The sequence below is a fragment of the Virgibacillus byunsanensis genome (assembly GCF_042675965.1).
GTDB classification, from domain to species: Bacteria; Bacillota; Bacilli; order Bacillales; family Amphibacillaceae; genus Virgibacillus_R; species Virgibacillus_R byunsanensis.
This window is the reverse complement of record NZ_JBHTKJ010000013.1, coordinates 61,825-88,797: the sequence shown is the minus strand read 5'-3', so window position 1 is coordinate 88,797 and position 26,973 is coordinate 61,825. Positions and strand designations below refer to the sequence as shown.

Below are 26,973 nucleotides of genomic sequence, written 5' to 3'. Positions count from 1 at the left end.
TTATTTTACTATGATAAACTGTAGAAGTATTCGGCTTAACCTGGAAAAATTACATTTTATGAGGAGAAACATTTATGAAAGAAATTGAAAAAAAACTTAAGGGTAAAATAAATCGTCTAACTAATAAGACGTTCAAGTTTGATGAACGAATAAAAGAAGGTTGGTTCTCAGCAGTTTATTTTTTAAAAACCAAGGAAATGGCCGAGAAGAAATTACCACATAATTATGTTACGATGCAATTTTTCCAAAAAGAGAGTAATGCGGTATTGTGTGGAACTGATGAAGCTATAGCTTTGGTACATAAATTTGCTGAAAATCCGGAAGAACTAGAAATACATTCCTTAAAAGATGGCGATAAAATAAGTCCTCATGAATCAGTTTTGACCATTTCCGGTCCATATCAGCATTTTGGCTTTCTAGAAGGAATAATTGATGGGATTTTAGCTAGAAGAACATCAGTGGCTACAAATGTATATAATGTTGTAAAAGCTGCTCGATCATCTGGAAAGCAAAAACCGATAATATTTATGGGTGATCGTGATGATCATTTTACGCAACAAGCGGGAGATGGTTATGCTGCCTTTATAGGTGGGTCAACTGCACAAGCTACACACGCCATGAATGAATGGTGGGGCAAAAAAGGTATGGGTACCATGCCACATGCAATGGTGCAAATGTTCCGTGGAGATTTAGTAGCAGCATCTAAAGCATATCATGAGATGTACCCTGAAGATGACCTAGTCTCATTAGTGGATTATAATAATGATGTTATAACAGATTCACTAAAGGTAGCTCATGCTTTCGGGAAGGAATTAAAAGGTGTTCGTTTAGACACTTCACGTACGTTAGTCGATAAATATTTTTTACGTAATCATCATTTAATGGGCACATTTGATCCCAGAGGTGTGAACCCTGAACTAGTTTTTGCGTTAAGAAAAGCTTTAAATGAAGAAGGTTTTACACACGTCAATATAGTTGTTAGTGGTGGTTTTACGAAGGAGAGAATTAGTTATTTTGAAGAACAAGGCGTACCAGTAGATATGTATGGTGTGGGAGGTAGTCTATTGAAAATAAATATAGGCTTCACAGGTGATAACGTATTACTAAATGGGACCCCAGAAGCTAAAGAAGGTCGTAGATATAGACCCAATCCCCGGCTGGAAAAAGTCGCATATAGTGAACAAGGGAATGTGAACTAAAAGAACTTATTATTTCGTTACTTATAAAGTTTTGCTATAATGATTAAATAGCTGTTAAACTAAAAAATAGCTTATCCTTTCTACACATACATTTGGAGGTTCTTTTTTATGATAACTTACCATTTTATTGGTATTAAGGGAACCGGAATGAGTGCACTTGCGCATATTCTTCATGACTCTGGAGAAAAAGTGCAGGGATCTGATGTGGAAAAACGTTTTTTCACACAAGAAGCATTAGAGAAGAACAACATTCCAATTCTCCCTTTTTCTGAAAATAACATCAAAGATGAATACACCATTATTGCAGGGAATGCTTTTTCTGATGATCACATAGAAATAAAAGAAGCAAAAAGACGCGGATTGACTTTTTATAGATATCATGAATTCTTAGGTGAATGGTTAAAACAGTTTACAAGTATTGCTATAACAGGGGCTCATGGAAAGACTTCTACAACAGGCTTGCTTGCACATGTTCTCGATCAAACCTATCCAATCTCTTACTTGATTGGTGATGGAACCGGTAAGGGCCATGTTGATAGTAAATACTTTGTGTTTGAGGCTTGTGAGTATCGTCGTCATTTTCTAGCTTACGAGCCAGACTATGCAATCATGACAAATATTGATTTTGATCACCCTGACTATTTTACGAGCATCAATGATGTTTTTGATGCTTTTCAATCGATGGCAGATAGAGTAAAAAAAGGTATTGTTGCGTGTGGTGACGATGAACAATTACAACAAATTAAAACAAAAGTTCCCGTTATGTATTACGGGTTTGCCGATTCAAATGACTTTCAAGCTCAAAATGTAAAAGAAACAAAAGAAGGTACTCAATTTGACGTGTTTGTTCGTAACACATATTATGATACAGTTACTGTTCCAATGTATGGTGATCATAATATCCTGAATGCGTTATCGGTTATAGCTATATGTCATTATGAAGGTATGCATGCTGAGGAGATAAAAAAACTTAACTCCTTCCAAGGTGTTAAACGCCGTTTCACCGAAAAAAATGTAGGTAAGCAAATCTTAATTGATGACTATGCACACCATCCAAAAGAAATTACTGCAACCATTGACTCAGCGAGAAAAAAATACCCGGATAAGTCAATTGTTGCTATATTTCAGCCTCACACATATACACGGACTAAAACATTTTTACAGGAATTTGCTGAAAGTTTAGGTCATGCTGATCATGTTTACTTGTGTGATATATTTGGCTCAGCAAGAGAAGATAATGGTAAACTTACCATAAAGGATTTACAAAATTTAATACCAAAAAGCTCAGTGCTTGATATCGATCATACAGATATATTACTACAGTATTCAGAAGACGTTTTAATATTTATGGGTGCTGGGGATATTCAGAAGTTTCAAAAGGCTTACGAGGAACGAGTTGAATATGTACCTAGTAAAAAACTTAAAAATGCTTAATAATAGTAAAGAGTCTGATTCATTCAGACTCTTTTTATTCTGAAAGAAATTAGAAAATTAGAAGCCTGTGGATAATTTATTAACTGTGTAAGCCAAGTCCAGTTCCGCCGTACAGGATAAGGAATGCATCGATCGACAGCGTAACATCGCACGCAGAAAAGTGCTTTTCTTTTTCAAGGACGTGGCGAACTTAGCCTGTAAGGGCGCTTGCACTTTAATTCTTCAATAAAAGTAAACGGTTTGAAGAACTAAATTTGTATAATTAAAAGGATTTAAGATGTTTTTGTCGAATGAATAATGGAGATGGTAAATGTTGAATAAACTTAAGCATTGGTTTGAGAAATAGCTCAATGTTTTAAGAAAACCTTATTGGGGTAAAGTAATAAATAAACATCGTTACCACGTTTCCCCTATACACTACTGATGTCTATACCATACACAATGTGAACATAAAAGGAGCTGAATCAAACGAATGGTGAACTTATTATACATTGCTGCAATCATTGTTGCAGTGGCTTTTGCAGTATTAGTTATCTACTTAGCAAGGACACTCAAGGCATCACAGCGAACTTTGAATAATGTAGCAGACACGCTAGAAGGATTGGAAAAACAAATGCAGGGGATTACAACTGAGACAACTGAGTTATTAAACAAAACAAATCAGTTAGCTGATGACATTAACGAAAAGTCATCTAAATTAAATGGAGTTTTTGATGGTGCAAAGGGTATAGGTGAAACGGTTAAAGAATTTAATCAATCATTGAATCGTATTTCAACTTCAATTACCCAATCAGCATCTCAAAATCAAGACAAGGCTTCACAAGCAGTTAAGTGGGGAGCTGCAATGATGGATCTGTGGAAAAAGAAAAAATATAATAAGTAAACTTTGAGGAGGAATTCGAATGGGAGACAATATTAATAGTAAAGACTTTATGATAGGAACATTAATTGGTGGATTCGTTGGTGCATCAGTAGCGTTGTTATTCGCACCTAAGTCAGGTAAAGAATTAAGAGGAGATATTAATCAAGGTGCTACTGAAGCCAGAGATCGTGCAACTGACTGGAAAGATATTGCATATGAAAAAGGCACTGAACTTAAGGGTAAGGCATATGAAAAAGGATCGGAATTTAGAGACAGAGCATATGAAAAAGGGTCAGAGTTTAAGGAAAGAGCTGTTGATACAACATCTGAACTGTCAAAAAACGTATCTCAAAAAACACAAGACCTAACAAAAACTGTACAAAATAAGCTAAATGAAAAACGGACAAAAGAAGATGAAGCGTTAGAAGCTGCGGAAGATGTTGCTGATGCTATCGAAGAAGCAGCAGAAGAAGTAAAGCAGAATTAGTTAGTTATATAATAAAAAAATAAAAACAATAGGTATTGAACTCAAAAGCCAATAGCCTATTGTTTTTATTTGTATACAAATATTATTGTAAAACCGAGTATGTTTGGTTATAGTCTTAAGCCAAGACCACTCCGAACATTAATTTAGCCGTTCCATTTAATTTCCAATTCATCACCATGTTGTACTTCTTCAAAAAAAGTTGTAGGTTGTTTATTTTTATAAAGTTCAAAGTTTCCTTTCACATTTGATAAATCGATATCCACATAACGAAAAACATCTTGAAAAATAAACGGTTCGTGTGTACGTTTGGCTATTTTCAAATGATCGTTTGCTTCTAACGGGGTATTTATTTTTAACTCAAGTTGGTTTTTAGTAATAGTTAATTGCTGCTTATACATGGTAATAGGCTCTCCATTAAAAGAAATCTGGACCTTGTAGTAATATTCTTTATCTAATTGTACCAATAGATCTTGTACAACTGGATCTACTGCAGTTGTTATTGTAATATGATCGTTTTCTTTTAAGACCTTATTGATATCTGATTTTTTATTATTTACGTATATATGTGACTCACCATTTTCCAATGTAACTTCTTTGTTATCAACATAAACGAGGAATGGATTTGTCCGTAGTAATGTATCTGTACTAGCATATTCCAAAAAATCGCTGACTGTTTTGTGTTGCTTTAAAACTATCTCGTCCTTATCCTGAACTATATAATCGCTTGGTTGTAATTTGCCGTTAACGTAAAAGGACGTTTTTATTTCATATGTCTTTTTATTAAAATATAAGCTATATGAAGGTACTTCTCCCATTAGTTGTTCAAGTGTAACTTTCGGTGAGCTACCATCATTTCCTTTATTAATTAGTAGTTTGTCACTATTTTCTATTACATCTTCTACAGATGCTGTTTTATCATTCAGAAGAATAGCTGGAGCGCCACCAAGTTCTCCAGGAAGCGTAATTTCTTTTCCATTTACCAAGACGATAGATGCAATCCCAGGCTTACCATAAAGCTTTTTGACATCAATACCAGCTTGGACGAGACAATCACCTATCGTAAGCTGCTTCATCTCGAACATGCGAATCGCTTTGTTGTTGACTGACACACTTACATAATGAACAGGGTTTTCTTTTGCAGCAATTGCAATTCCTATAGGTGTTACGGATTCTGGACCTGGTTGGAGCTGTTCTGTTTTTGAAAGGTTTTGTATTGCGCTAATATCTCTTACTGCAACTCTGTTTGCTGGTAGTTGCAATTTCTTTGCTAGAACGGTAGTTATTTCAGGTGTAAGGCTTCCACCACCAACAAGCATAATCGCCTTTGGGGGTTTTGAATTAAGTTGTAAAATCTCTTCTGTTATTGCGTCTGCTAGTCTTTCCACATTTTCCGTAATATCAGATACTAACATCTCGTAAGAAATAGTTGTTTTAAATCCTAAAATGTCTTTCACAGTAGAATTACCTTCATTGACGATATTTCGTTTGGTATTCTCTGCCGTAGGGAAATCTAGTAAGTATTGATCACTGATAGCTTCAGTTATCTCATCACCAGCAATTGGCACCATTCCGTAGGCAACTACTGTTCCTTTATCGGTGATGGCAATATCACTTGTTCCCGCTCCAATATCTACTAATGCGACATTCAGCCTTCGCATGGATTCAGGAATAAGTACATCAATTGCCGCAATGGGCTCTAACGTTAAAGCATCCATTTCAAGACCAGCACGATTTAGTGCAGCTAATAAGGATTCGACTACTATTTTAGGTAAAAAAGTTGCTATAATTTCTACAGCTGCTTGATCACCACTTTGATCAATAAGTGAACCAATTTGTTCACCGTCAAGGGTATAATGCAGAACGGAATATCCTACACAATAATAATTTGTATAGTCATTTTCTTTTTCTTGAGTTGCTAAGTTTATTTGAGCAGCTTGAACAGCACTTAATTCTAAATGTTTAATGGTTTCATTTTCTGTGATTGGTTGCTGGTTCAGACTAATAGTTGCCCTGGATTGAACTGTTTTCAGTGATCTACCTGCAGCAGCTACACATACGTTAGTTAAAATGCCGTTTGATTGCTCTAATGTATCTTTTACTTCTTTAATTACATTCGCAACTTCAATTACATTATGTATTTGACCATCACGCATGGATCGTTCTTTATGTTCTTTCGTAAAATAATCAATAACTGAAAATGTATTATTCTGTTTTTCTAATAAAATGCCGGTAACAGATCTTGTACCAATATCAAGTGCAAAAATGCGTTCATCCATAACAAATTATTCCTTTCATGAAAAGTTAAGAAAGAATATCCTCAAGCAGTAAACTAAATAGTGACAGAGAATACAATTTTCGCTATAATTGTTTCCAATTATTAAAAAATGTATCATACTTTAATGTGAAAGTATATGCTTTACAGGGAGTATGATGTAAATCAATAGAGTTCAGGGGGCTTTTATTATGAGTCATAACGAAATGGATAATCTCAGACAACAACTTGACGAGGTAAACATGGATTTACTAGAATTAGTAAACCGTCGTGCAATGCTTGTTCAGGAAATAGGTAAGATTAAGCATAAGCAAAGTATGAAGCGTTTTGATCCTGTACGCGAACGGGATATGCTAAATAAAATTACCGAAAAAAATGATGGGCCGTTTGAAAAATCTACCATTGAACATATATTTAAAGAAATTTTTAAAGCAAGCTTAGAACTACAAGAGGATGACCATCGCAAAGCATTACTCGTATCAAGAAAGAAAAAACCTAATGATACGATTATAAACATAAAAGGTGAACAAATAGGTAATGGAAAACTGAATTATGTGATTGGTCCATGTGCAGTTGAAAGTTATGAACAGGTAGCACAAGTTGCTGAAGCTATTAAACATAAAGGTCTAAAACTTTTACGTGGAGGAGCATTTAAACCAAGAACTTCACCATATGATTTTCAAGGATTAGGGTTGGAAGGTTTAAAGATATTAAAGCGAGTTGCTGATGAGTATGATTTAGCAGTAGTTAGTGAAATTGTAAATCCAGCACATATAGAGGAAGCAATAGATTACATCGATGTGATACAAATTGGCGCTCGGAATATGCAAAATTTTGAATTACTAAAAGCAGCTGGAGATATAAATAAACCTGTATTACTTAAGCGTGGTTTATCAGCGACTATTGATGAATTCATTAATGCTGCTGAATATATTATATCTAGAGGAAACGGTAATATTATTTTATGTGAACGTGGCATAAGAACGTATGAAAAAGCAACAAGAAATACATTAGATATTTCGGCAGTACCTATTTTAAAGCAGGAAACACATTTACCGGTAATGGTTGATGTAACACACTCCACTGGGAGAAGGGATTTATTACTCCCAACAGCTAAGGCGGCACTTGCAATTGGGGCTGATGGTATTATGGCTGAAGTACATCCTGACCCAGCAGTTGCACTATCAGATTCAGCTCAACAAATGGATATTCCAATGTTCGATAATTTTATGAACGAACTAGCTAAAGTAAATCGTTATTAAGTAATTGATAAGGCTGTACATCCCTTGGGTTGTTCCAGCCTTTTCTTATTGCTTAGGAAATTATAAGCCTGTGGATAAATAGTAACTATTTAAGCCACGTCCAGCTCCAGTGCCCAGCGAATATTGGGCTTTCTGATCCTCCTTGCGATAAGTCAACATCGATTCGCTTAACGAAGGAAGGCCGACTAAAAACGGACATTGCGCCCAACATCAGCATACCCCTATGAAGGGGCATGTTTCCTTTAAGGAAGATCGACTAACTTCGCCGCTTTCGGCGGCAACGTCGCCCCACCCGCGATGCGCGGGCGCAGCACATACGTCGCTAAACTGGCGCTTCTAGCTTTTGTTCTTATTATGAAGTTACGACTAATCTATAAGGGAGGCTTGTGTTCTTGCGTTTTTTTTGTAATTTTTTCCTTGGTAGAGTATGATAAATGAAAAAGAGGACGATTTGGTTAATATATTGGGAGGTAAGAAGGATGAATGTAACAATATACGATGTAGCAAGAGAAGCAAATGTATCCATGGCAACCGTTTCCCGTGTTGTAAATGGGAATCCGAACGTAAAACCTGTAACACGCAAAAAAGTTTTGGCAACAATTGAACAATTAGGTTACCGTCCAAATGCTGTTGCGCGTGGTTTAGCAAGTAAAAAAACTACTACAGTCGGAGCAATTATTCCTGATATATCAAGTATCTTTTTTGCAGAGTTAGCAAGGGGTATTGAAGATATAGCAACCATGTACAAGTATAATATTATTTTAACAAACTCAGATCAAAATAAAGATAAGGAATTACAACTAATCAATACAATGTTAGAAAAACAAGTAGATGGAATATTATTTATGGGTGGTAATATTACAAATGAACACATAGAACAGTTTTCTAGCGCATCTGTGCCAGTGGTTTTGGCAGCAACTTATGATGGATCGGAAACAATTTCATCAGTAAATATTGACTATGAGGAAGCAGCTTATGAAGCAACCAAGTTTTTACTCGATCAGGGTAATCACAATCCAGCATTTATTTCCGGTCAGGACGATACTGTAATTAACGAACTTAAATTTAAGGGCTATAAACGGGCACTGGATGAAACTCCTACTATAATCAATGAGAACTATATAATAAAAGGTGATTACACATATGATTCCGGGATGAATGCAGTTTCTCAGTTACTTTCAATGGATGAAAAACCAACTGCTGTATTTGTAGCTTCGGACGAGATGGCACTTGGTGTTATCCATGGTGCACAGGATAATGGTTATAAGGTTCCGGACGATCTTGAGGTGTTTGGCTTCGACAATACAAGGTTAGCAACAATGGTTCGGCCTACATTATCAACAATTGTACAACCTATGTATGATATTGGTGCAGTAGCAATGAGGCTATTAACAAAGTATATGAATAAAGAGGAAGTTACTGAAAAAAAAGTTGTACTACCACATCGAATTGTTGAGAGAAACTCAACAAAATAAGAATATTGCCGATATAAACAATAAGTAAAAGGGTTTAGGGAGCGAGATTATGAGAACAAGAGATATATTAACACCAATCGGCATTACATTAGGGTTTATTATGATTATGTTGGCCATTCTATCAAAGGGTGGCAGTGACGGTATGGCTTCTTTTCTCGATATAGCTTCGATATTTGTCGTAATTGGGGGATTAGTTGCTTCATTATTAATCAACTTTAAGATGGAACAAATAAAACTTACTTCAAAAGTTCTAAAAGAAGTTTTTCATAAAAGAGACCATCAACTTCCTGGCTTAATACAGTTATTCATTCGCTTGTCTGAACGTGCAAGAAGAGAAGGGCTTCTAGCTTTGGAAAACGAACTAGATGAAGTGGATGATGAGTTTGTTAAAAAAGGTGTTTTGCTTGCTGTTGATGGTATTGAACCTGAGGTAATAAATGATATTATGAATGCTGAAATTACAGCGATGGAAGATCGGCATTATAGAGGTCGAGCAATTATTGAAAAAGCAGGAGAATATGCACCAGCTTGGGGAATGATTGGTACATTAGTAGGTCTTGTTCTTATGTTAAATAGTTTAACAGACCCTGCAACATTAGGGCCTAATATGGCTGTAGCATTATTAACTACGTTGTATGGAACGGTATTAGCTAATTTAGTTTTTATTCCCATGACTAATAAATTGGAAAGTAAAACAGAAGAGGAAGTATTTATTAAACAAATCATTGTTGAAGGTGTAATTGGGGTGCAATCGGGACAAAACCCAAGGATATTAGAAGAGAAATTGAGTGCTTTTCTTTCGAATGAAACGAAAAAGGAAGAGCAAGAAGAGGATAACGCTTTCGTGGAGGAGAGCGTAAATGAAGCGTAACAATGTAAAAAGAACCAAGAAGACTGGTGCTCCAAAATGGATGGTTACTTATTCAGATATGGTAACACTTATACTTGTCTTTTTTATTCTATTATTCTCTATGTCACAAATCGATCTAGTAAAATTTGAGGCTGTCTCAGAATCTTTCCGGAATCAACAAATATTTGATTTTTATCCATCTCCTATTCCGATGGAGAATCCGACCGAGAATACAAGTCATATGGAAAGTGGTAAAAACTCCAATGAATTTGAAAAACCAACATTTACAGAAGAAACAAAGCGTAACGAGGAAACGGTTCATAAAGAAGATAGATTAAATGACTTAATGGAAGATGTTGAAAGTTATCTAGACGAAAATGAATTAAATAATGTGATTTCAGCAAGCAGGACAGAACGCGGGGTAGTCTTGGTGTTGCAAGAAAGGGTTCTTTTTGAATCAGGTGAAGCAAATATAATTGACTCTGGAAAACCCTTTCTAAATAAGATAGGTACACTCCTGTCGCGAATACCAAACAATGTAAAGGTAGAAGGACATACAGATAGTAGGCCCATTTCTAATTACCGGTATCCATCGAATTGGGAACTATCTGGAGCACGTTCAAGTAGTGTTATACGGCACTTAATCGATCAAAATGATTTTAATGAAAACCGGTTTTCTTCTGTTGGTTATGGGGATACAAGACCTGTAGTTCCAAATGATTCAGAGGAAAATTGGAGTAAAAACAGACGTGTCGAAATAGTAATCCTGGAAATGGATAACATCGAATAAAAAAGTAAGGAGTGATACGTTCATCTCCTTACTTTTTTTGTGTATATTTTAGAGCATTAAGTAATAACTTGTTGTTTTTTTCACTTATCTCTTGTTTTCTTGGTATGGTAGGAACGATGCCTTTGTCATCGTGCCAATATGGTGGGAGAGTAATAGGTGCCTGATCTTGCCACTTTGTAAGCCACGAATCAGGTATTGGGCCGCTTTGTGGTTGTCCCATCTTCATAACATTCCAAATTTGAGCCCACGCACGCGGAACGACACGCCATATATCGTAGCCACCACCACCTATAGCAATCCATTTGCCTTCACAATATTGATGGGCTAATTCATGTGCTAATAATGGAATTCGTTCAAAAATCTCCATCGTTCCACAAAGGTGGGTTAAAGGATCATATGTATGAGCATCAGCACCATTTTGTGTAACAATTATATCTGGTTTAAAGAAATCAACTATTCCTTTAAAAGCATTTTCATAAACTTCTAGAAATGATTCATCTTCTGTAAAGGCGTCAATAGGGATATTAAAAGAGTAACCATGTCCTTCTTTAATACCTCTTTCATTTACGTTCCCTGTACCAGGAAAAAGGTATCTTCCTGTTTCATGAATAGAGAATGTACAAACATTCGGATCCTCATAAAATGCCCATTGTACACCATCACCATGATGTGCATCGGTATCAACGTACAAAACTTTTAAATCATATTTTTGGCGTATGTATTTAATGGCAACTGCTCCATCATTGTAGATACAAAAACCAGACGCTTTTCGCTTAAATCCATGGTGGAGACCACCACCTAAATTTAATGCGTGTTCTACTTTTCCATCTAAAACAGCATCAACGGCAGTAAGTGTGGCCCCAACTAAATAGCTAGATGCTTCATGCATATCTTCAAATATCGGGGTATCTTCAGTTCCTATACCGAATTCTAAAGCCTCTTCGTTTGAGAGTTTTCCATTGCTTGCTTTTTTAACTGCGTTAATATAACTCCAATCATGGAATAAAGCTAATTCATCGTCTGTTGCCCGTCGTGGCTCTATAATATCATGTTTATTTAGCATTTCAGTATCTTCTAATAATTCTTTTGCTAGTAGAACCCGTTTTTGATTAAAAGGATGATCCGAGTGAAAATGATAGTTTAATAATGTGTCAGAGAATACAAATCCTGCTTTACATGTCATACTTTTGGCTCCGATATATTATTCGGCCACATTAATTCATATCCCGCATCTCTTAAGTCTTGAATAACCGGCATCGGATTCATAGTTTGAATACGAAAGACAAGAATTTTATAGTTTGGATCATCTTTATACGGATAGATTAGTAAGGAAGTTATATTTGTTTTGCGTTTTCCAAAAACGGAGGTTACCTCTGGCAAAATGCCAGGTACATGTGGCACTTTGACTTCAATATGTGAGCTTTGTACATTAGTTCCAGTTAGTTGAATTAACGTATACAGCATATCCTTTTCTGTCACAATTCCTACTAGTTTGTTATTTCTGATAACAGGTAGAGATGCAAATTCCTCATCGTAGAATATACACGCTATCTCTTCTACGAAATCAAGTGGATGTACTGTAGTGACTGGAGTACTCATTATCGATTCAATATTATGTTCCAATACGTTTTGCTCAGAACTCTTATCAAGAATGGATGGACTAGCATCCCGAACATCGCGATCAGACACAATCCCAATAACCTGGTGATCGTTATCAATAATAGGGATATGTCTAATTCGGTGCTTTTGTAAAAGACTTAATGCCTCTCTTATGGAAGCAGAAGGTGATAATGTAACTACATCCGTTTTCATAATTTCTTCAACAAGCATTTATAACCCCTCCCTCATATTTCGGTACTGGTGTCTTTGCAAAAATCGTAATTCATCAAACTTTGTAATCGAATCTTCTGAAACATTCTTACCTATTCGAACCATTAAGCAGTTTGCAGGATGGGAAATAATTTCAGGATCATCTGTTGGAGCAGGTAAAAGACCCCCAACGGACATCATTTTTTCCATTATTTTTCGGTAATCCCAAATACTTAATTTTGTACCGTCTAAATCCCAATGCCAGTAATATTCAGTAGAAATTACAATATAATTTTCCATATAGTCATCTAACATGGAGAGATGTAACAAACCAGATGCAATTCTTGCTCCACGATATTTAGGAATCACTTCAATTGCTCCGAGTTCAATTAAGTCGTCCATATTAAACTCGGACCACCTCTCTAAAGGATCAGGGTGTAAATAGGTTACGTAACCAACTATGGTGTCTTCTGTTCTAGCAACAATTATTCTGCCTTCTTTAAAATCAGCAATACTTTTAATGGCCTCGAATTGTTTGGATGATGGGCGAAATGCGGTTAGATGTTCATGAAAGTGATAATCAGCTAACGCCGATGAGTCTAAAGGGCCTTCAATGATAATAGAACCACTTGGAGTATCACGTGTTATAGAGTGATAGGTTTTAACATGATCCATTGTTTCACCACCTAATCATTATTAATATCTATTATACAGGATAAAAGGTCTGATTTTTAGTAAAAGCTTGAAGAATTTGGTTAAACTTTCTATCCATAAAAAATAAGGGGGAACTTCCCCCTTATTTTAATAGTAGCTATTCATTATTATCATTATCACTGTCATTGTTATTAGAGTCATCATCTTCATTTTCTTGGCCATTGTCGTCGCCATTGTCGTTGCCATTTTCGTTACCATTACCATTGCCACTGCCGTTCCCATTATCATTGTCTTTATGATCACCGTCGCCATTATCTTCGTTATCATCATTATCTTCTTCATCCGGTTCTTCTGGTTCAGGGTCAGAGAAGTCTCCAACGACAACCTCTTTTGAAGCAGAGGATTCTAATCCGAAGTAATCTACAGCTTTTATGTGATAAACGGCATTACTTCCTGAGATTGAGTAGTCCAACTCTGTTGTGTTACCTATTAGACTAAATGAACTATCAGGGTTGTCCGCTCTAAATATCCGGTAGCCTACTACATCTTTACTGCTTGACTTTTTCCATGTTAATTCATTGCTGGAACTTGCAGCAGATGTAGGTGCAGATGGTGCTGTATCATCATCTTCTAATGTTTCGCCTAAATCTGAACTAGGGATACTAATACTTTCCCATGCAGCCGTATTTGTTCGTGGAAACAGTTGTGTTATATCTCTTAATTTATCATAACCCATTCGCTCTAGGAACTCTGGATTAAATGTTACCCCGTCACCATCTGTGAATTCTTCAGGTGTGTTAGGCCCTGCTATTACCGCTTTACCATCCACCATTACATATGCACCTTCAATTAAACTGTCATCTTCTTCTGTAGGTACATATTTTGAGTTGAAAAGGTCGGTTGCAATCAAACCAACTCTTTTACAAAGTTCTGAAGGTAACATACCAGATATGGTACAATAACTACGCTCTACAATACCATTTGGACGTTCAAAACGGTTCTTTGGAGCCATTAAGTCTGGATTAATATCTGTTGCGCTGTTTACCAGTTCTGCCCACAGTTTATTATTTCGTTGACTATAGCTTAATGCACAACTAGAACATTGTAATGATTTGGGTGTTCTATAGCCAATCCATGTGCCCATTGTTACGTTTGGATTGGTGGCAACGAACCAAGCATCTTCGTAATCCTGAGAAGTCCCAGTTTTCCCTGCCCAATCAACTCCCGAATGTTTCAATTGTGAATTAATGTAAGTCGCAGTACCACTTCTAATTACTCCACGCATCATATCAAGTGTTAAGTAGTTTGTCTGAGGTGTAAATACATCTACTGGTTCACTTTGATGTTCATAAATAACTTCACCATCATTTGTAGTTATTTTCTCAACCATATATGCATCTGCGAATTTACCGTTATTACCAAAAGTTGCATATGCATTAGTATTTTCTTCAACCGTTATTCCGATTGTAGGCTCCCCAAGGGATAAAGCCGGGTAGCCATAATCCCCTTCGGTAAGTGATGTAATTCCCATTTTATCTAAAAACTCTTTAGCTGGGTTTTCATTAATGATCTGCATATATGTTTTGGCAGCCGGAACGTTATAGGACTTAGCTAAAGCCGTACGTGCTGATACAAGACCGTGATAACCACCACCATAGTTACCAGGATTCCATGGTTTTGGCATTCCAGGATACTGAAATTCTTCCGCCACGTCTGCTATCGGCGTTCCTGGTTGAACTACACCTTTTTCCATTGCTGGTGCATAATCGAGTAATGGCTTCATTGTACTACCGTTTGGGCGCTCAGTGCTAGTTGCATAGTTTAGCTGATTATCCAGATTGAAATCTCTTCCACCAACAAAGCTAATGATTTTTCCAGTACTGTTTTCAATTAGAATTCCACCGGTTTGAACTGGCATAGTTACGTTTTCCTCTATTATTTCCCCTTTAGAGTTTTTCAGATCTCCTTTCCAGTCAGGTCCGTAGTTCTCATAATTTTTAGCGATTTCCTGGAACGCTTCAAATGTTTTTTTATCAATTGTTGAATGAATATTGTAACCTTTTTGACGCATGTTACGCTCTGCCAAGATTTTATATTCCTCTTTTAATGTTTCATCTTTTTCGAGGTCTTCCAACGTGTAATCATCTTCTTCTGCTAATTGTTCCATAATTATGTCGCGTGCTCGTTTTTCCACCTCATAGGTTAAATGTGGATATTTATCTATTGGTGAGGTAGCTTCTTCGGTGAAATCAGCTACAATGTTATAATTCAAAGCTTCATCGTAGTCTTTTTGATTAATATAATCAGATTCATACATCCGATTTAAAACTGATTTCATTCGATTAATTCCAGGTTGTATACCGTCTTTTTCTTTTAATCCACCATTATTGGCGAACGGTGTGTAGTAGGAAGGACTTTGAGGAAGTCCTGCTAAGTATGCTGCTTGTGCTAAGTTTACATCTTTTGCGTCTACCCCAAAAATACCTTGTGCTGCTGTTTGAATGCCAGCAATATTTCTACCGGAAGCCTCACGACCATATGGAACGATGTTTAAATAAGCTTCTAATATTTGATCTTTTTCAAAGAAACGTTCTAGACGCAATGCTAATAATATTTCTTTTGCCTTACGTTCAAAGGATACTTCGTTTGTTAAAATTTGATTTTTAATAAGCTGTTGGGTGAGTGTACTACCGCCACTTTTGATAGGGGCGTTCGTCGCTTCTTGAACTACAGCACGGACAATCGCTTTAGGTACAACGCCTTCATGACTTTCAAAGTATTCATCTTCGGTAGCAATAACAGCATCCTTTAGTATTTCGGATATATTTTCAAGTTCGACTTCTTCTCTATGTATATCAGAGCGCACATCACCAAAGTATATATCTTTGTCAAAATATAATTTGGAGGTTTCTTCATAATTATATATATCCATTTCCATACTTTCATAACTGCGTACTGGTTCATCTTTCACAAGAGACGCAAAGTACCCAAGTCCGATTCCACCAGCAAAAAACATTCCAATAAAACCTACAACAAGAAAGAATAAAACTACATTCCAAAACACATCATAGGTAATCCGTGTAGAACGTTGAAGTTTTCCAGTTTTCCAAATTGATATTACTTTATTTTTATATTTAAGAAATAATTGTTTATAATCCATAATAAGACCTCCTAAAATTCCACTATTTATTATAGCATAATTGAGCGCTTTATTATAGAATAAATTAGCAATTACTATTGATTTAACACGTATAATATGGTATGAATATATAATAATATATTATATAAACTTTGAAGGATTTTAGTAGTGTAGCAAATCCCTTTATGAAGAGAGCTAGCGGTTGGTGTAAGCTAGCATACATTTGCTTGCGAATTACCAATCTGGAGTTTCTCTTCATTGCTTAAGCAAAAGAAGACGGTGACACCATCGTTAACAAACCCAGAGTGGCATTAGTATGCAACAAGGGTGGTACCGCGAGAAATTCTCGTCCCTTTATTTTCATTTTCAGGGATGGGTTTTTTTATTGGTCTAAAATAAAAACTGGAGTGTGGCGCACATGGAAATTTTACAGGATTTACAGAACAGAGGATTGGTTCATCAAACAACGGATATGGATGGGTTAACCAAACATTTATCTGATAAACAAGTAACCCTATATTGTGGCTTCGATCCAACTGCTGACAGTTTACATATAGGACATTTAGTACCTTTAATCATGCTGAAGAGATTTCAAGAAGCTGGTCACAAACCAATTGCATTAGTTGGTGGGGGTACAGGAATGATTGGTGACCCAAGTGGACGCTCTAGTGAACGGTCATTAAATGAAAGTGACGTTGTGAAAGGGTACAGTGAGAGGATTAAACAGCAGATCGAAAGGATTCTAGTTAACCCAGAGGAGAGTTCCGTAAACGTTCGGAATAATCATGATTGGTTATCAAGTATGACTGTGATTGATTTCTTGCGTGATGCAGGAAAACATTTTGGTATTAATTATATGTTGGCTAAGGAATCGGTTTCAGCACGTATTGAACAAGGAATTACGTTTACTGAGTTTAGTTACATGATTTTACAGTCATTGGACTACTTGAAATTATATGAACAGGAAAATTGTACATTACAAATTGGTGGTAGTGACCAGTGGGGGAATATAACTGCTGGTATGGAGTTAATCCGCCGGTCCAGAGAAGATGCAGATGAGGAAATAAAAGTTTTTGGCTTAACAGTACCTTTGATTACAAAAGCAGATGGGACAAAGTTTGGTAAAACAGCAGGCGGAGCAGTGTGGTTAGATCCCGAAAAAACTACTGCCTATGAATTTTACCAATTTTGGATCAATACCGACGATCGTGATGTTATAAAATTTCTTCAGTACTTTACATTTATATCAGAGAAAGAGATGGACGAGTTAAAACAAGAAGTGGATGTTCGACCAGGAGATCGGGTAGCACAAAAGAGACTAGCTGAAGAAATGACAAAAGAGATTCATGGTGTACCGGCATTAGAGCAAGCACAGAAAATTTCTACATCTCTTTTCAGTGGAGAATTCAAACAATTGTCAGCAAGTGATATTGAACAAGGGTTTAAGGATGTACCGACTTACAAGACAACCAAAGAAGAAATAGGTCTGATAGATCTACTAGTAAATGCACAGATTTCATCATCGAAAAGACAAGCCAGAGAAGATGTTTCAAATGGAGCTGTTTACATAAATGGTGAGAGACAGCAGGATCTTAATTATGTTGTTGGAAAAGATGACCGTATTGAAGAGATGTTCACCATAATACGGCGAGGTAAGAAAAAATACTTTTTAATAGATTTTAGTTAAAAAAAACACTAATGAGCATTTGCTCATTAGTGTTTTTACTGTAGCTGTATTAACGAGAGTAGAACTCAACGATAAGCGCTTCATTAATTTCTGCAGGAAGTTCAGAACGCTCAGGATAACGAGAGTAAGTTCCTTCTTTTTTATCTGCATCAAAAGTTATATATTCTGGTGTGAAGTTATTAACTTCGATAGCTTCGTTGATGATATCAAGGTTTTGTGCTTTTTCACGCAAACCAATAGATTGACCTGGTTTCAAACGGTATGATGGAATATCTACACGTTTGCCATCAACTGTAACATGACCGTGGTTAACTAGCTGACGAGCTTGTCTGCGCGTACGTGCTAATCCAAGACGGTAAACGATGTTATCCAAGCGAGATTCAAGTAGAATCATGAAGTTTTCACCATGAATACCTTTCATGTTTCCAGCTTCAGTAAACAAATTACGGAATTGACGTTCGTTCAATCCGTACATAAAGCGTAGTTTTTGTTTTTCCTGCATCTGTAAACCATATTCAGATATTTTCTTGCGTTGGTTTGGTCCGTGTTGACCAGGAGCGTAAGGGCGTTTATCTAATTCCTTACCAGTTCCAGTTAATGAAATGCCGAGACGACGAGACTTTTTCCATACTGATCCAGTATAGCGAGCCATAAGACATTTCCTCCTTTATTATTTTATTTGCATAAAATAAATGAGCGTGTTCCTGTCCGTTGTCCATTATGTTTTCATGTACCATCGCTCCAGCAGCAGAGAGTTACACGATACACCTCAATATGAGGAACAAAATAGAACAACCGGTGGTTCACATAGGCTACCTTTATTATTTTACACAAAGAATAGTATACAAGTTTTATGGACAAAAGTCAATAAGTAGCTCACTTTATAGTGAAGATTTAACCATGTCCAGAGCTTAGGCACTTTCGTTTAATTAATATTTTCAACCTTTATATAGGAAAAAAGGATGAGTTCAGATATAATAATAACATAATAGGTTAGATATAAGACATTAGTAGAAATTAAAAAAATATGTACATATAAAAACGATAGGTGATATGATGGGAAATCAAAATCAACTAAAAGATAAATTAAGAAGTATCTATTTTGGGTTTCTATCTGATATAGATCAATATAACTGCGATGAGTGTCTGCCTATGTTAACTACTACCCTTGGTGAACTGATCAACTCTGAAGATGTGGCGGTTTATTTCTACAATCAGTTGGACAAAGTATATGAGATTGAGCCAGGTTGTGATAATAAAGAAAAAACGTTATTTAAGAAAAAAGTATTTGTGAGCATCGAAAAAATTTGGGACAGCTATGATATGGATGGAGAACTTGTTTTTAACAAGCAATTCTCTAAGTTATATACATGCGTAATTCCTTTTCAAGCTAGTGGAGACACTACTGGTTTTATATTTTTCTCGTTTGGAAATGAGTTACATATACCTTCTAAAGAAACGTTACATATTATACAGCAGGAAACAAACAAATTTCTTAAGGTAGTTGCTGCCAAAAAGATCAGTAATAACAATGAAGAAAATCATAAGCTTTTGTTTGATTTATCGATGCGGTTTCTTTCCATTAATGATAAAAGTGATGTTCTATCTGTAATCATCAAAGAGCTGAAAATGATTTTTCCGAAATTCTCACCTTATCTATTACTCTCTCAGGACCATGATGCAGATAGTTACTTGCCGATCAAAGCAATTGAATATAGTGATGATGTGACAAAACGTGTTAGTACCCAGGCGTTTATTACCGGGGAAATACAATTAGAAGACAGAGTGCAAGATAGAAAGACTTGCTTATATGCACCTTTAATTGGAAAACAAGGAGTGTATGGTGTAGTTCAAATTATTACGCCAAGGACGTTTGAATTTCCTGAAAATGATATAGAGTTTATAGCCAGGTTTTGTAGTATTTCCGGTCAAGCCATTGAAAATGTAACATTATATCACCAATCAAAGCTCCTTGTGAATGATTTAAAATTGATTAATGATGTTACACATAAACTAAATTCAAATTTAGATTTATCTGAAATTATTTCGGTTGTAAGAAAACAGATCATGTATTCAAGTGCTGCTACCCAAGTTGGTTTTGTTTATCTGAATGAGGAGTCCGAACAGGAATTTGATATCCTTTCTGGTAGCACAGACTACTTTTATTCGACAGAGGGACGCTTGTTTAGTGAGTACATGTTTATGGAAGTGAAAGATAGTGGAGAGTCAGTTTTTAGTGGTGACTTTAAAAAGGTTGCTACACTTCCTTTCCGTTCAGTAATGGCAATTCCAATGATTCACTCAGGAACAATTCATGGAACAGTATTAATACTGCATGAAGAAAACTACTATTTTTCCTTTGAGGGTTTTAAACTGATGAAATCATTAATTCAGCACTCTACGTTGGCATTATCTAATTCTATTTTAAAAGACAAATTAGAAAGAGCAGTGAAAACGGATTACTTAACCAAACTTTATTCCAGGAATTATTTAGATCATAATATTAAACTACACATGGAGACAGAGGAAAAAGGGGTTTTGGCATTATTTGATATCGATGACTTTAAACGTATTAATGATACTTATGGTCATCATGTAGGGGATAAGGTTATTATTCAGGTTTCTAATATTTTAAAAATGCATATAGGCGAAGAAGATATTCCTGCTAGATGGGGAGGGGAAGAGTTGGCTATTTATCTCCCGGATGCTAACATCGATGAGGGTGTTAGATTGGCTGGTCAGATTAGAAAACAAGCAGCCAGTTTCACAGAACCAAGGGTAACGTTATCATGTGGTGTTTCTTCTTGGGGTAATGGTAATGAAGACAATGCTGGTGATTTATTTCAAAGGGCTGACAGATCTTTATATGAGGCCAAAAAGTTAGGGAAAAATTCTGTGGTTAGAGAGTATAATATTCAAAAATATATATAAACCTAATCCCAATAAAAAACTTAATACCTGTTGTAATCGAGTAACAGGTATTAAGTATTGAGAGTTACTTACTAAGATATTCCTCAAGGATTTTGGCAAATCTTTCCATGTAAACCTGATCTGTTTCATCGAACCTATTCTTAATTGGGCTATCGATATCAAGCACTCCATAAATAGACTCCCCTAAAAATAGAGGAACTACAATCTCTGATTTGCTTGCGGCATCACAGGCAATATGGCCTGGGAAGTTCATTACATCAGCTATTCGTTTTGTTTTCCCTTCTTTAATTGCCGTACCACAAACCCCTTTACCGTATGCAATCCGTATACATGCTGGTAAACCTTGGAATGGACCAAGAATTAATTCATCATTCTTCCATAAATAAAAGCCTACCCAATTCACTTCATCTAAAAATTGATTTAACAGTGCAGATGCGTTAGATAGTAAAGCAATGTGATCTGTTTCCCCTTCACTAAGGGCTTTTATTTGCTTTAATAATAACTCATAGTTCTCTATCTCGTTACCAGAATAATTACTTGTTTGAAACATAAATATTCTCCTCTATAATAATGGATTTCGACAAACGTACGATATTTGTCGATAAAAAAATGCAGGATTACTAGTTACTTTGTCGTAAAATGAGATGTAAGGAGTTGAATAAATAATGAAAACAAATCCGTCTAAACAGAAAGTGATTGATGCTGCTTCTGCGTTGTTTTATCAAAAAGGATTTCACGGTACATCTGTCAGAGATATATCAGAGAAGGCTACCGTCAACGTTTCATTAATTAGTTATTACTTCAAAAATAAACAAGGTTTATTAGAACATGCCGTAACAAATTATTATGAAGTGTACTTAACAACTATAGAAAAGATATTACGAGATTCAGAAGATATGTCTTCATTAGACCAATTAAAAATGCTAATTGAAGCTATTATACAGTACAAACAAATGAATCATCAATTCTCTTGTTTTATTCACCGGGAATTATCGCTCGATTCCATTTTTGTTCGGGAAATGACGGTAACTTATTTAGCAAAGGAGAATTATTATATAAGTAATATTTTTTTCTCTGTATTATCTCAGAATAAAAAAAGTGATATAGATCGGCAATTTTTATTAATGCAATTAAAAGGAATGTTAATCACGCCGTATGTTTTACAAAATGAATGGAAAAACCACTTGTTAGGGGAACAATCCCATAATTTATTCATTAAAAAGTATGTGAAAACGATTAACAATTGGTTAGATTACATGGTTAACACGTAAGACTTAAATATAAATAGATAAAAAATTGTCAAATTAGCAATTTATTTGCTTTTTTTTATCCAAAATTGCATTATAAATGGTATCATAAGTGTACATATATACTAAAAATTCGAATGTAAGTTTTTTTATACCTGTTCCCTAAGAGACTGCATCCTCTTACAGGAATATAGTTAGGAGGCTTTAAATGGCATATATTATTGGACTCATACTAATTATTATAGCATTAATTATTCTAGGGCTTATTATGCGGAAACGGGTATATGATATTGTTGATCGGCTTGAAAGCTGGAAGATGGATATTATGAATCGAAATATTGCATCCCAAATTGCTCGTATAAAAAATTTGAATTTGTCTGGTGAAACTCAAGAAAAATTTGAATCATGGAAAGAACGCTGGGAATATATTGTAACTAAGGAGTTACCAGATATAGAAGAATTCTTATTTGATGCTGAAGAGTCTGCTGATCGGTACCGTTTCTCAAATGCAAGAAAAATGACAAAAAAAGTAGAACAAATCCTTCAATCGATTGAAAAAGATATAGAAATAATGCTCGGGGAATTAGATGAGCTGCTTCAATCTGAAGAAACAAGTCGCAAAGAAATTGAACAAATACAACCAAATATTAAAGCGTTACGTAAAAAATTGTCACAAAATCGATATCAATATGGGAAAGCAGAAGTTCGCTTTGAGGTTGAAATCGATGAGATTGATGAACAACTGAGTAAATATCATGAATTGGTTAAGGCTGGCGATTATCATGAAGCTCATCAGATTGTCGATGATATAAAATATAACCTAGAACAGTTACAAGAACAATTAGATGAATTTCCTGTTATCTATAAGGCGTGTAAACAGGAATTACCTGCTCAATTAGACGATTTGCTTTCAGGATTGAGAGAGATGAAAGATGACGGATACCGTGTTGAGCACCTGGGCTTTGAAAAAGAAATACATAATTATCATCGTCGTCTCTTAGATTGTGTGCATTCTTTAGAAAAAGGAATAGTCTCGGAAGCTAAAACAATTACATCGGAAATAGAAGAACGAATGAAAGAAATGTATCAACTTCTGGAGAAAGAAGCTATTGCTAAAAGTTTTATGGAAACAAAAATTCCGAGCTATCGCCATTTATTAGATGACCTTGATCGAAATTTCCATGAAACGAAAACTGAAGTAGAAAATTTGAAGAAAACATATTTCTTTGAAGATAGCGATATGGAAAGATATTTAACCTTAGAAAAAACAATTAGTCAACTAAAAAGCCAACTTAATGAGATATCATCACAGATGGATGATGAAGAAACCTCGCATGTTGAGTTACGCAAAGAATTAGAAAGTGGGTTTCAACGAGTAGAAGAAATACAACAAGCACATGCACAGTTTAAAAAGAGTATTCAGAATCTGCGTAAAGATGAATTAGAAGCTAAAGAAAAATTATCCGATATGAGAGAACATATTCAACATGTAAATCGTAAATTGAAAAAAAGCAATATACCAGGGGTACCAAGTTATATTTGGAATATAATGGATGAAGCAATTGAAAAAAATCGTCGTGTTCTAAAGGCATTGGAAAAGCAACCATTAGATGTTACCGAAGTACAACAGGCTTTAACAGAAGCAAAAGCAGTGGTTAACGATGTTGGTGAGAAATCAGAAGTAATGCTTGATCAAGCATTTTTAACAGAACAAGTCATTCAATATGCGAACCGTTATCGTAGCCAATACCCACTGCTCGCTGCAAAATTAGCGGAGTCAGAACGTTTATTTCGTTCGTATGAATATGAACTCGCATTAGAACAAGCTGCAAAAGCCATTGAAGAAATTGAGCCTGGTGCACTGAAACGAATTGAAGAAAATCAAGAGGTATTCGTTTAAATGGAGGCTTTAAGGCATAAACTAGTCTTGGTGTTTGGTATTGTTACGGTTGGTATTTGGGTGGCAGTTATTACTTTATTACTTTTACAGGATAATACTGTAGTTATTGACAGTCATTCGATGTCACAAAAAAATACAACGGAGAAACAATCAGTTGTTATTTTTAATAAGGGGACAGCTGATACTGATAATACATCAACAGATGATGTACCAATAAACCTAGGACATTTAGTGTCAGAAGACAAAGATACGATTTCCATCGATATACTGTTAGCCGCATTAAATACCAATGAATAATGGGTTAACAAATAAAGGCTGTCTTATTGAAAATGGACGTGCAATGAGTCCTTTTTCCTTGAGTCAGTCTTGATTATTTTCTATGATAGTAATGTTTTGAATTTGATCATATGAATAGGGAGTTAAAATAATGATTTATTTAGATAATAGTGCTACAACCAAACCAGATCCAGCTGTATTACAAAGTTTCCAGCAGGTTTCAAATGACTTCTTTGCTAATCCTTCTAGTGTACATCAATTTGGAGCTAAGGCAGAACAACTTTTACTAAAAGCCAAAGAACAAGCAGCCCAGCTTTTAGGAGTACAGAAAGAAGAGATTATATTTACTTCTGGAGGAACGGAAGGTAATAATATTGCTATAAAGGGGATAGCTCTTGAACATCAACAACGTGGTAAACATATCATAACTTCCCAAGTGGAGCATCCATCCGTTATAGAAGCATGTAAAAGCTTGGAGAAATTAGGATTTGAGATAACCTATTTGCCGGTGGATGAAAATGGTGTAGTAGTAGTTAATGATTTAGTGAATTCTATACGAAAAGACACTATATTAATTAGTATTATGCATGTGAATAATGAAATTGGTTCCATTCAACCAATTAAGGAAATCGGAGAAATTGCAAAAGCGTACCCTAAACTTTTCTTCCATGTTGACTATATACAGGGTATTGGGAAAGTACCGCTGGATCTTGAAGATTCTGGAATAGATTTATGTACGATTTCTGGACATAAAATTCATGGGTTAAAAGGAACAGGTATATTATATGTGAAGAAGCGGACTATATTATTTCCGTTGTTTCATGGCGGCAACCAGGAACAATCAATTCGTTCAGGTACGGAAAACCTTGCTGGTGCCGTGACGATTGTAAAAGCATTAAGGTTAATAAAGGAACATGAAAGAAAAGATATATCTAATTTATATAATTTACAACAACAATTACGAAATGAATTGGAACTAACGGAGGGTGTTGAAATAAACACACCAAATAAAGCAGCACCACATATCCTTAATTTTTCTGTCCCAGGAATGAAGCCAGAAGTTATTATCCATATGCTAGGTGAACAAGATATTTTTATTTCTACTAAATCAGCATGTTCTTCTAAACAATTAGATGAGAGCAAGGTTTTACTTGCTTGTGGGTATAGTAATGATAGGGCAGCTTCTGCTTTACGAATTAGCATTTCTTATGAAACGACAAAAAACGAAATAGATACGTTTTTGCAAGCCTTGCAAAAGGCGATCAAACAATTTAAAGAAGTACTGGAGTAGATAACATGCAATTTGATCACATATTAATACGTTATGGAGAAATAGCATTAAAAGGAAAAAACAGAAAAAAATTCTTTCTAAAATTACAAGAAAACGTCCAACAAAAACTGCAAACATTTCCTGACGTAAAAGTTAAACGTACACAAGGAAGAATGTTTGTTTTATTAAATGGACAAGACCCTGAGCCGATCATGAATACGTGCAAAAATATTTTTGGAATTCAAAGTATCAGCTTGGCGATCAAAGTACAAAATGATGTAGAGGAAATTAAAGATGCGACCTTGTTTGCGTTAAAAAACGATAATCATGCTAAAACCTTTAAGGTGTCTGTAAAACGTATAGACAAAAATTTTCCAGTACGATCACAAGACATGAATCAATTATTAGGTGGACATTTACTAACCAATACCACGGATTACAAAGTTAATGTACATCAGCCAGATCTGGAAATAAAAGTTGAGATCAGAACGGAAGCAACCTATATAACATCTAGTGTTGTTCCAGGGCTTGGTGGTTTGCCAGTGGGAACTGCAGACAAGTCATTGGTATTATTATCTGGTGGTATTGATAGTCCTGTAGCAGGTTATTTGGCAATGAAACGTGGTGTTCAACTAGAAGCCATACATTTTCACTCACCACCATTTACTAGTGAACGGGCTAAACAAAAAGTTTTAGACTTAGCACAAAAACTAACCTATTATGGAAGTAAAATAAAAGTACATGTTGTACCATTTACGAAGTTACAACAGCATATTTTTCGTGAAATGCCAGAAGAATATGCTATGACAATCATGAGACGGATGATGTTGCGAATTAGTGAAGGGGTATGTAAAAATGAATCTATTCTTTCCATGACTACTGGTGAAAGCCTTGGACAAGTTGCCAGCCAAACAATGGAAAGTATGAATGTTATAAATGAAGTAACCAATTATCCAATTTTAAGGCCATTAATTGCGATGGATAAAGAAGATATTATAAAGATATCAAAGGATATTAACACATATGACATTTCTATACGTCCATATGAGGATTGCTGTACCATTTTTGTTCCGAAATCTCCAAAAACAAAGCCGAAAAAAGACAAAGTTAATTATTTCGAATCACGAGCTGATTTCTCAGAACTTATTGAGGAAGCAATACAAGGGATTGAGGTTGTTGAGCTATCAGCTTATCGAAAGACATCTGAAGAATTTGATGACTTATTTTAGCATATAAGAAAGTATAATACTTTCTTATATGCATAAGTGCAACTAGGCCATTCGCCATAAAGGCTTGCACTCCAGAGCATAAGGGACTCTAAGAAAGCAAAGTTCGCTTACTAAGCTTCCCTTTAACGAATGCCAAGTTTTCTAAAATTGTATTCGTATAAAAGTTTGCTTTTATTACAAGAACTACCAGTTGATAATGT

Annotated in this window: 22 protein-coding genes and 1 other annotated feature; of the genes, 15 read left to right on the top strand and 7 right to left on the bottom strand. The window is 35.4% G+C overall.

The window, feature by feature from the left end:
* Positions 1-74: 74 nt before the first annotated feature.
* The 4 genes from ACFQ3N_RS07060 (at position 75) to ACFQ3N_RS07045 (ending at position 3,982) form a co-directional block, all read left to right on the top strand.
* Complete coding sequence (locus ACFQ3N_RS07060; RefSeq protein ID WP_390360906.1) at positions 75-1,199, top strand: nicotinate phosphoribosyltransferase; 1,125 nt, start codon at positions 75-77, stop codon at positions 1,197-1,199.
* A 108-nt stretch (positions 1,200-1,307) separates the two neighbouring features.
* The gene (gene murC, locus ACFQ3N_RS07055) at positions 1,308-2,633 is read left to right on the top strand and encodes a UDP-N-acetylmuramate--L-alanine ligase (RefSeq protein ID WP_390360904.1); all 1,326 of its coding nucleotides are present in this window, start codon (positions 1,308-1,310) and stop codon (positions 2,631-2,633) included.
* 472 nt (positions 2,634-3,105) lie between these two features.
* Entirely contained in the window at positions 3,106-3,516 is a 411-nt protein-coding gene (locus ACFQ3N_RS07050; protein ID WP_390360902.1) for a DUF948 domain-containing protein, read from the top strand.
* A 19-nt stretch (positions 3,517-3,535) separates the two neighbouring features.
* The gene (locus tag ACFQ3N_RS07045) at positions 3,536-3,982 is read left to right on the top strand and encodes a YtxH domain-containing protein (protein WP_390360900.1); all 447 of its coding nucleotides are present in this window, start codon (positions 3,536-3,538) and stop codon (positions 3,980-3,982) included.
* Positions 3,983-4,125: 143 nt separating this feature from the next.
* On the opposite strand, the gene ACFQ3N_RS07040 is transcribed toward ACFQ3N_RS07045, so the two are convergent.
* Positions 4,126-6,258, bottom strand: a complete 2,133-nt coding sequence (locus ACFQ3N_RS07040; protein ID WP_390360898.1) for a cell division protein FtsA — start codon at positions 6,256-6,258, stop codon at positions 4,126-4,128.
* A 187-nt stretch (positions 6,259-6,445) separates the two neighbouring features.
* On the opposite strand from ACFQ3N_RS07040, the gene ACFQ3N_RS07035 reads away from it, so the two are divergent.
* The 4 genes from ACFQ3N_RS07035 (at position 6,446) to motS (ending at position 10,631) form a co-directional block, all read left to right on the top strand.
* The gene (locus ACFQ3N_RS07035; protein WP_390360896.1) at positions 6,446-7,516 is read left to right on the top strand and encodes a bifunctional 3-deoxy-7-phosphoheptulonate synthase/chorismate mutase; all 1,071 of its coding nucleotides are present in this window, start codon (positions 6,446-6,448) and stop codon (positions 7,514-7,516) included.
* A gap of 479 nt (positions 7,517-7,995) precedes the next feature.
* On the top strand, positions 7,996-8,991 hold the full coding sequence (gene ccpA, locus ACFQ3N_RS07030) for a catabolite control protein A (RefSeq protein ID WP_390360894.1): 996 nt from the start codon (positions 7,996-7,998) through the stop codon (positions 8,989-8,991).
* 49 nt (positions 8,992-9,040) lie between these two features.
* The gene (gene motP, locus ACFQ3N_RS07025) at positions 9,041-9,862 is read left to right on the top strand and encodes a flagellar motor protein MotP (protein WP_390360892.1); all 822 of its coding nucleotides are present in this window, start codon (positions 9,041-9,043) and stop codon (positions 9,860-9,862) included.
* Positions 9,852-10,631 (top strand): flagellar motor protein MotS, encoded by a 780-nt coding sequence (motS, locus tag ACFQ3N_RS07020; RefSeq protein WP_390360890.1) that lies wholly within the window; start codon positions 9,852-9,854, stop codon positions 10,629-10,631. Before motP ends, motS begins: the two co-directional genes overlap by 11 nt.
* 28 nt (positions 10,632-10,659) lie before the next feature.
* Here the strand turns inward: motS and ACFQ3N_RS07015 are convergent, their stop codons facing one another.
* From ACFQ3N_RS07015 to ACFQ3N_RS07000, 4 genes are all read right to left on the bottom strand, one after another.
* Entirely contained in the window at positions 10,660-11,814 is a 1,155-nt protein-coding gene (locus ACFQ3N_RS07015) for an acetoin utilization protein AcuC (protein ID WP_390360888.1), read from the bottom strand.
* Positions 11,811-12,461, bottom strand: coding sequence for an acetoin utilization AcuB family protein (locus tag ACFQ3N_RS07010; RefSeq protein ID WP_390360886.1), 651 nt, complete (start codon positions 12,459-12,461; stop codon positions 11,811-11,813). The genes ACFQ3N_RS07015 and ACFQ3N_RS07010 overlap by 4 nt, the downstream gene beginning before the upstream one ends.
* Positions 12,462-13,115 carry a GNAT family N-acetyltransferase gene (locus tag ACFQ3N_RS07005; RefSeq protein WP_390360884.1) on the bottom strand — a complete coding sequence of 218 codons (654 nt, stop codon included), beginning with the start codon at positions 13,113-13,115 and terminating at the stop codon, positions 12,462-12,464. It lies immediately after the preceding gene.
* A gap of 136 nt (positions 13,116-13,251) precedes the next feature.
* The gene (locus ACFQ3N_RS07000) at positions 13,252-16,254 is read right to left on the bottom strand and encodes a transglycosylase domain-containing protein (protein WP_390360882.1); all 3,003 of its coding nucleotides are present in this window, start codon (positions 16,252-16,254) and stop codon (positions 13,252-13,254) included.
* Between the two features lie 122 nt (positions 16,255-16,376).
* Positions 16,377-16,590 (top strand) — a binding site (T-box leader).
* Between the two features lie 61 nt (positions 16,591-16,651).
* On the opposite strand from ACFQ3N_RS07000, the gene tyrS reads away from it, so the two are divergent.
* Entirely contained in the window at positions 16,652-17,920 is a 1,269-nt protein-coding gene (gene tyrS, locus ACFQ3N_RS06995; RefSeq protein ID WP_390360880.1) for a tyrosine--tRNA ligase, read from the top strand.
* A gap of 49 nt (positions 17,921-17,969) precedes the next feature.
* On the opposite strand, the gene rpsD is transcribed toward tyrS, so the two are convergent.
* The gene (gene rpsD, locus ACFQ3N_RS06990; protein ID WP_390360878.1) at positions 17,970-18,572 is read right to left on the bottom strand and encodes a 30S ribosomal protein S4; all 603 of its coding nucleotides are present in this window, start codon (positions 18,570-18,572) and stop codon (positions 17,970-17,972) included.
* Positions 18,573-18,973: 401 nt separating this feature from the next.
* Here rpsD and ACFQ3N_RS06985 point away from each other — a divergent pair, with 401 nt between their 5' ends.
* Positions 18,974-20,851, top strand: a complete 1,878-nt coding sequence (locus tag ACFQ3N_RS06985; protein WP_390360876.1) for a sensor domain-containing diguanylate cyclase — start codon at positions 18,974-18,976, stop codon at positions 20,849-20,851.
* Positions 20,852-20,915: 64 nt separating this feature from the next.
* Here ACFQ3N_RS06985 and ACFQ3N_RS06980 read toward each other — a convergent pair whose 3' ends face one another.
* A complete protein-coding gene (locus ACFQ3N_RS06980; protein WP_390360874.1) occupies positions 20,916-21,401 on the bottom strand; it encodes a GAF domain-containing protein in 486 nt (161 codons plus the stop codon).
* 115 nt (positions 21,402-21,516) lie between these two features.
* On the opposite strand from ACFQ3N_RS06980, the gene refZ reads away from it, so the two are divergent.
* From refZ to thiI, 5 genes are all read left to right on the top strand, one after another.
* Complete coding sequence (gene refZ, locus ACFQ3N_RS06975; protein WP_390360872.1) at positions 21,517-22,122, top strand: forespore capture DNA-binding protein RefZ; 606 nt, start codon at positions 21,517-21,519, stop codon at positions 22,120-22,122.
* Between the two features lie 184 nt (positions 22,123-22,306).
* Complete coding sequence (ezrA, locus tag ACFQ3N_RS06970) at positions 22,307-23,998, top strand: septation ring formation regulator EzrA (protein ID WP_390360870.1); 1,692 nt, start codon at positions 22,307-22,309, stop codon at positions 23,996-23,998.
* Positions 23,999-24,295 carry a hypothetical protein gene (locus ACFQ3N_RS06965; protein ID WP_390360868.1) on the top strand — a complete coding sequence of 99 codons (297 nt, stop codon included), beginning with the start codon at positions 23,999-24,001 and terminating at the stop codon, positions 24,293-24,295.
* 130 nt (positions 24,296-24,425) lie between these two features.
* Positions 24,426-25,565 (top strand): cysteine desulfurase family protein, encoded by a 1,140-nt coding sequence (locus ACFQ3N_RS06960; RefSeq protein ID WP_390360866.1) that lies wholly within the window; start codon positions 24,426-24,428, stop codon positions 25,563-25,565.
* 5 nt (positions 25,566-25,570) lie between these two features.
* Positions 25,571-26,773: a tRNA uracil 4-sulfurtransferase ThiI gene (thiI, locus tag ACFQ3N_RS06955; protein ID WP_390360863.1), complete on the top strand. Its 1,203-nt coding sequence runs from the start codon at positions 25,571-25,573 to the stop codon at positions 26,771-26,773.
* Positions 26,774-26,973: the final 200 nt, after the last annotated feature.